This window comes from Streptomyces milbemycinicus, from assembly GCF_002154605.1.
Classification (GTDB): Bacteria; Actinomycetota; Actinomycetes; order Streptomycetales; family Streptomycetaceae; genus Streptomyces; species Streptomyces milbemycinicus.
Genome location: NZ_MUNE01000219.1, coordinates 1 through 6,484, shown reverse-complemented (window position 1 = coordinate 6,484; position 6,484 = coordinate 1). Strand labels below are relative to the sequence as shown.

The following is a 6,484-nucleotide window of genomic DNA, read 5'->3' as shown; positions in this document are numbered from 1 at the left end:
GGCGGTCGCGGTCCACCGTGTAGAGGTCGGCGAAGCGGTTGGCGGTGGCGTAGCCGGCCGCTCCGAAGTCACCGATGAGGGAGGAGACGGAGGAGAAGACCACGAAGAGGTCGAGAGGGTCCTCGCGGGTCAGCCGGTCCAGGTGGACCAGGCCGTGCGTCTTGGCGCCGAGCAGCCGGGCGAAGCGCTCCCGGTCGCCGTCGGCGCGGCCCTCGTCGGCGACGCCCGCCAGGTGGAACACGCCGTGCAGAGCGCCGAACCGGTCCCGGGCGGCGGCCAGCGCCGCGCCGAGTTCGTCGGCCCGGGCCACGTCGGCGCGCAGCGCGAGCACCTCGGCACCGAGGCCGGTCAGCGTGCGGTGCCAGGCGCGGGTCCGCTCGTCGGGCTCGGAGCGGCCGATCAGCACCAGCTTGGCCGCGTGGGTGCGGGCCAGATGCTCGGCGAGGACACGGCCGATGGCACCGGCGCCGCCGGTCACGACGTACCCGCCCCCGTCCCGCAGGGGCACGTCGGCCGGGGCGGCCGGGCCGGTGAGCGGGCGCAGGGCCCGTACCTGCCGCTCGCCGGAGGCCGTACGGCGGACCTCCAGGCCTGCGGCGCGGTGCGCGGCGCGCAGTTCCACCGCCATGGCCTGGGCGACCTCGGGGGCCGGGGCCGCGATATCAACGCCGAGGGTGAGCAGTTCCAGGCGCGGCGCGACCGGCCCTGTGGAGCGGGCGAACCCGGCGAGGGCGGCCCACTCGGGCCGGTCCTCGCCAGCGTTCTGCGGGTGCAGCACCAGGCACCGCACCCGGCCGGGCAGCGCGCCGGTGCGGGCCGCGTCGAGCACGTTCAGGACGGGGGCGCAGGCGCGGTCGAGCAGATCGGCGGGCGAGCCGTCGTCCGCGTCGCCGAGGACGTCGCCGAGGACGTCGCCGATGACGACGGCGAGGTCGAGCCCGTTCTCGTCGGCGAGGGAGGCGAGTCGGCCGGTGTCCTCGCCGACGGCGACGACGCGCCGCCACCCGCCGGTCGCGGCCAGCGCGGACTCCAGTTCCGGGCGGCGGCCGAGCAGGACGAGGGTCCCGGCGGCGTCCGCCGGTTCCGGGTCGGCGGCGGGGCGCCAGTACGGCTCGTAGAGGCGGGGTTCGCCGGAGCCGGGCTCAGGCTCGGCGATACCGGGCAGCCGGCCCGCGAAGTCCCGTACGGAGGCGAGCACGCGGCCCTGGTCGTCGTACACGGTCAGGTCGAAGCGGCGCACGCCCGCCGACTCGCCGGCCAGCCGGGCGTGCGCGTGGCAGACCTCGGGCAGCGGGGCGAAGGAGTCCAGGGCGCCGAGGCTGAAGGGGACGGCGAGTTCACCGGGGCGCGGCGCGGTGGTCCGGCCGGTCCAGTGGCAGGCCCGCAGGGCGCCGTCGAGGAGCGCCGGGGGCAGCTGGGTGCCCAGGGCGGTACCGGCCCGGACCAGCCGGACCAGCGCCTCGCCGGGGCCGCCCCGGATCTCGTCGATGACCTGGAAGGAGGGGCCGTACGCGAACCCGGCGGCCGCGTACTCGGTGTACGCGGTGGGTCCGTCGCGTACGACGGACAGACGGGCGCGCAGCGCGGCGAGGTCCTCGGCGGCCTCAGGGGCGGCGGGGGCCGGGACGGCACTGCCGCGGGCGTGGGTGGTGCGGCCGGCACCGGTCCCGCTGTACACCTCGAAGGCCAGCCCGGTGCCGCCCGGGCGGAAGGAGACGTACAACTCCAGTTCATCGTCGGCGAGTTCGACGGCCCGGCCCCACACCACCTCGCGCAGGGCGTGCCGGGTGCCGGGCTCGGCGAGCGCGGCGGCGGCGCGGACGAACTCCAGCGTCGCCGCGCCCGCGAGCAGCGGCCGGCCCTCGATCACATGGTCGCGCAGCAGCGGGTCGTGCGCGCGCAGCGTCTTGCGGAAGCGGACCTCGGTGACGGTGGACTCGTTGGCGTCGACCAGCGGATGCGGAGCGGCCGTGCCCAGGTCGGGGTCGAGCGGGATCCAGTAGCGCTCCGCGGCGAACGGGTACCGCGGGGCGCGCACCCGGCGCGGGGCGGGCCCCGGCCGGCCGGCGTGCCAGGCCGCCCAGTCCACGTCGGCGCCGCCCAGCCAGCGGCGGGCCGACTCGGCCAGCGGGCCCGCGTCGGCGAGGTCGGGGGCCGGGCCGCCGTCGGCGAACCGGCGCAGGGCCGCGACGAGTTCGCCGCCGTCGGTGACCGCCACCGCGAGCCGGGCGTCGAGGGGCTCGCGGCCCACCTGGGTGGTGAAGCACAGGTCGGCGAGCGGCACGCGCTCGGTCCGCACGAAGCGGGCGGCCGACTCGGCGTAGGCGCGCAGCCGTTCCTCGTCGCGGGCGGAGAGCAGGAACAGCACGGGTTCGCCGGTGCGCTGCTCGCCCGCCGGTACGTCGGTGACCGGGTCGGGGTTCGGGGACTCCTCCAGGACGAGGTGCGCGTTGGCGCCGCCCGCGCCGAAGGAGCTGAGGCCGGCCCGGCGCGGCCGGTCCCCGTCGGGCCAGGCGGACAGCTCGCGCTGGACGCGGAACGGGGAACGCCCGAAGTCGATGTTGGGGTTCAGCTCGGCCGAGTGCAGCGAGGGCACCAGGGTGCGGTGCCGGAACTGCAGCAGCACCTTGGTGAGTCCGGCGATGCCGGCCGCGGACTCCAGGTGCCCGATGTTGGACTTGACCGAGCCGATCGGCCAGGTGCCGGGCGCGGCCTCGGCGGACCGGTAGGCGTGGGTGAGGCCGGTCAGCTCGATCGGGTCGCCCAGGGCGGTGCCGGTGCCGTGCGCCTCGACGTAGCCGATGTCCTCCGGGGTGACGCCGGCCTGTTCCAGCGCGGTGGTGATCGCGCGCTGCTGGGCGCGCGGGTTGGGCACGCTGTATCCGTTGGTCCGGGCGCCGTGGTTGACGGCGCTGCCCAGGATCAGGCCGTGGATGCGGTCCCCGTCGGCCAGCGCCTTGCGGTAGGGCTTGAGCAGGACGGCGCCGACGCCCTCCCCGGGCACATAGCCGTCGCCGCCCGCGCCGAAGGCCCGGCAGCGGCCGTCGGAGGACAGGAAGCGGCCCTGGCTGAGGAAGGCGAACTTGTACGGGTGTACGGAGACGTTGACGCCCCCGGCGATGGCCAGTTCGCTCTCGCCCCGGCGCAGGCTCTCGCAGGCCAGGTGGATCGCGGTGAGCGAGGAGGAGCACATGGTGTCCAGCGCCATGCTCGGACCGGACAGGTCCAGTGCGTGGCTGACCCGGTTGGCGATGGTGGCGAAGGACGAGCCGGTGAGCGGCCGCCCGCCGCGCAGGGCGTCCAGGGCGCCGTGGAACTGGTACTCGCCGTACATCACGCCGACGTACACGCCGACGGGCCGGTCGGCCAGGTCGGAGCGGCGGTAGCCGGCGTCCTCCAGGACGTGCCAGGCGTTCTGCAGGAACAGGCGCTCCTGGGGGTCCATCAGTTCGGCCTGGCGCGGGGAGATGCCGAAGAAGAGCGGGTCGAAGCGGTCGACGTCGCGCAGGAATCCGCCCCACCGGGTGTGGGCGAGGCCGGGCGCCGCCGGGTCCGGGTCGTACCAGCGGCGGCTGTCCCAGCGCTCCGCGGGGATCTCGGTGATGGCGTCGCGGCCCTCGGCCAGGGTGGTCCAGAGCTCGTCGAGGTCGTCGGCGGCCGGGTAGCGGCCGGCCAGGCCGATGACGGCGATGGCGTCGGTGTCGTCGGCGGCGTCGGTGGCGTCCTCGGCTGGTTCGGCTGGTTCGACGATGCCCGCTCGTGCGGTACGGCGCGGGGCGCGCGGCGGGCGCGGGGCGGTGCCTTCGGCCGTGGGCGTGACCGGTGCGGCCGCCGGTGTGCCGCCGGTCAGCTCGGCCGCGTGGTGCTCGGCGAAATAGCCGGCGAGTTCGCCCAGGGTGGCGTATTCGAAGAACAGGGTCTTGGACAGGGCGTCGAAGTGCCGGTCCAGCTCGCGGTTGAGCTTGGCGATCATCAGCGAGTCGATGCCGAGCCGGTCGAAGGGGGCGTCCTCGGCCAGTTCGGCCGGATCCAGGCCGGTCTCGGCGGCGATCAGCTCGCGCAGCAGCCGCAGGGCCTCGTCGCGCGGGCCGCCGCCCTCGGCGGGCGCGGTGGCCGTGGCGGTCCGGGCCGCCCGGGCGACGGGCGCGGTGAGCGCGGTGGTGATGGTGCGGAGGTCTCCGTAGCCGGCGACGAGCGCGCCGGGGGTGCCGAGGGCCTGCTCGAACAGGGCGAGGCCGGCCTGTGTGGGCAGTACGCCGAAGCCGGTGCGGGCGGCGATGTCCGCGGCGGCCTCGGTGCTCTGGCGCATCCCGCCGTCGGCCCACATCGGCCAGGCGATCGCGGTGATCCGGCCGTGCCGTTCGGCATAGGCCTCCAGATAGGCGTTGGCATAGGCGTAGTCGGTCTGGCCGGGGTTGCCGATGTGGGCGGCGATGGAGGAAAAGGCGACGAAGAAGTCCAGCGGGTCGTCGGCGGTGGCCGCGTCCAGGGCGCGCAGTCCGGCGGCCTTGGGGGCGAGGACGGCGGCGAAGTCCTCGGCGGACTTGGTCAGGGCGAAACCGTCGCGCAGCACACCGGCGGCGTGGACAACGCCGGTGAGCGGCCCGAACTCCTCGCGTATGGAGGCGAGTCGGGCGGTCAGGGCGTCCGGGTCGGACACGTCGACGCTGCGGTAGACCAGGCGCTCGTCCAGGTCGGCGGGCCGTTCGCGGCGGCCCAGCAGGACCACGCGGGCGTCGGCCCGGGAGAGCAGCCGGCCGGCGACGGCGCGGCCCAGTCCGCCCGCGCCGCCCGTCACGACGTACACACCGCCGTCGCGGACCGCTGCCGGGCCGGCGGCCGGGGCCGGTTCGGCCTGCGGGATCCGGCGGCCCTGTGCGGTGTGGGCGACCTCCGGATCGCGGCCGTGGCCGGCCAGTTCGCCGGCGATCGCGTCGGCCTCGGCCACGTCCTCGGCGAGGCCGACGGCCTGCACTTCGAGGAGGGGGTTCTCCGCGCGGACGGTCCGGGCGAAGGCGGCGAGTGCGGCGGGTTCGGGGCGAGGGCCGTCGGCGTCATGGCGGTGCAGCAGCAGGACGCGCACGGGCGCGGTGGGGCGGGCGGCGAGGAGCGTGCGGACGACGTGCAGCGCCTGTTCGGGGGTCGGTTCGTCGACAAGGACGACGTCGGGCGCGGTGGCCGGGCCGAGGTCGCGGGCGACCGTGCCGATGCCCAGCGCGGTGAGGTGAGCGGCGAGCTGTGCGCCGCGCGCCGGGTCGGCGGTGACGACGGCGGCCGTGCCGCCGAGGGGTGCACCGGTGGGCTCGGCGGGCACGGCGGTCCAGCGGCGGACCAGCAGGGCCGACTCGCGGGGCTCGCCGAGGACACGCACGGCGAGGTCGTCCAGACGGGCCAGGACCTGGCCGTGGGTGTCCACGACGGTGAGGTCGGCGTGCGCGGTCCGCTCCCCGAGCCGGCCGGCCGTGACGTGGACGTGGCAGGACCCGGTGACGGGGGCGTGCACGGTGAGTTCGCCCAGGGCCAGCGGCAGGAAGCCGTCGGCCCTCTCGCCGTAGGCGCGGGCCAGCAGCACGACCAGGGCGTGCAGGGCGCCGTCCAGGAGGGCGGGGTTGAGCACGACGCCGTCGAGCGAGGCGCCGTCGGGCAGTTCGAGGGTGCCGAGGGCCTCCCCGTCGCCGAGCCGGACCTCGGTGAGGGCGCGCATACGGGGGCCGTAGTCCAGGCCGTGGGCGCGCAGGATGTCGTAGCAGTCGGTGTGGGTGACCGACTCGGCGCAGCGGGCGGCGACGGCGGCCGGGTCGGCCGGTGCCGGGCGCTCGACGGCTCCGGGGTGGATCTCGCCGGCCGTGACCACCCGCTCGTCGGCGGTGAGTTCGAACCCGACCACCTCGCGCTCGCGCCAGAGCTGGACGAGCGCGGTGCGCGGCCCGGTTGCGTAGGAGAGCAGCTGCTCGAAGGAGACTCCGCGCAGCCGGACCGGTCCGCCGAGGGAGAGTTCGCCGGCCGCGCGGGCCAGTTCCAGCTGTCCGGCGGCGGGCAGGACGGGCTCGGCGTCGACGCGGTGGTCGGCGAGGTAGAACTCGGTGCCGGTGCGGGAGCCGCGGTAGGCGAGGGTGTCCAGGGTGGAGACGTTCTCGTCCAGCATGGGGTGCGGGCCGGGGCCGGTGACCCGGTCGGCGGGTGCGCTGGTGTCCGGGCCGGTCAGCCAGCAGCGGCGGCCCTCGAAGGGGTACGTCGGCAGCGGGACGCGGCCGCGCTCCTCGCCCTCGAACCAGGCCGCCCAGTCGACGGCGGCGCCGTCCTGCCAGGCGCGGGCCACGCCGTCCCAGGGGCCGTCGGTCACGCCGAGGGCGACACCGCGGACCTCGTCGTGGGCGCCGCGCACGGGGATGCGCGCGCGGGCGGCCGGCGGTACCGGGCCGTCGCCGGTCAGCGCGTCCCGAAGCCGCAGCGCCCCGGTCACGCAGGCGGCGGCCCGGGCCGC

Annotated in this window: 1 protein-coding gene; it reads right to left on the bottom strand. The window is 76.6% G+C overall.

Annotation, left to right across the window (positions count from 1 at the left end):
• The coding region (locus CCN51_RS19015) for an SDR family NAD(P)-dependent oxidoreductase (protein ID WP_143675838.1) at window positions 1-6,484 on the bottom strand (6,484 nt) is incomplete at both ends.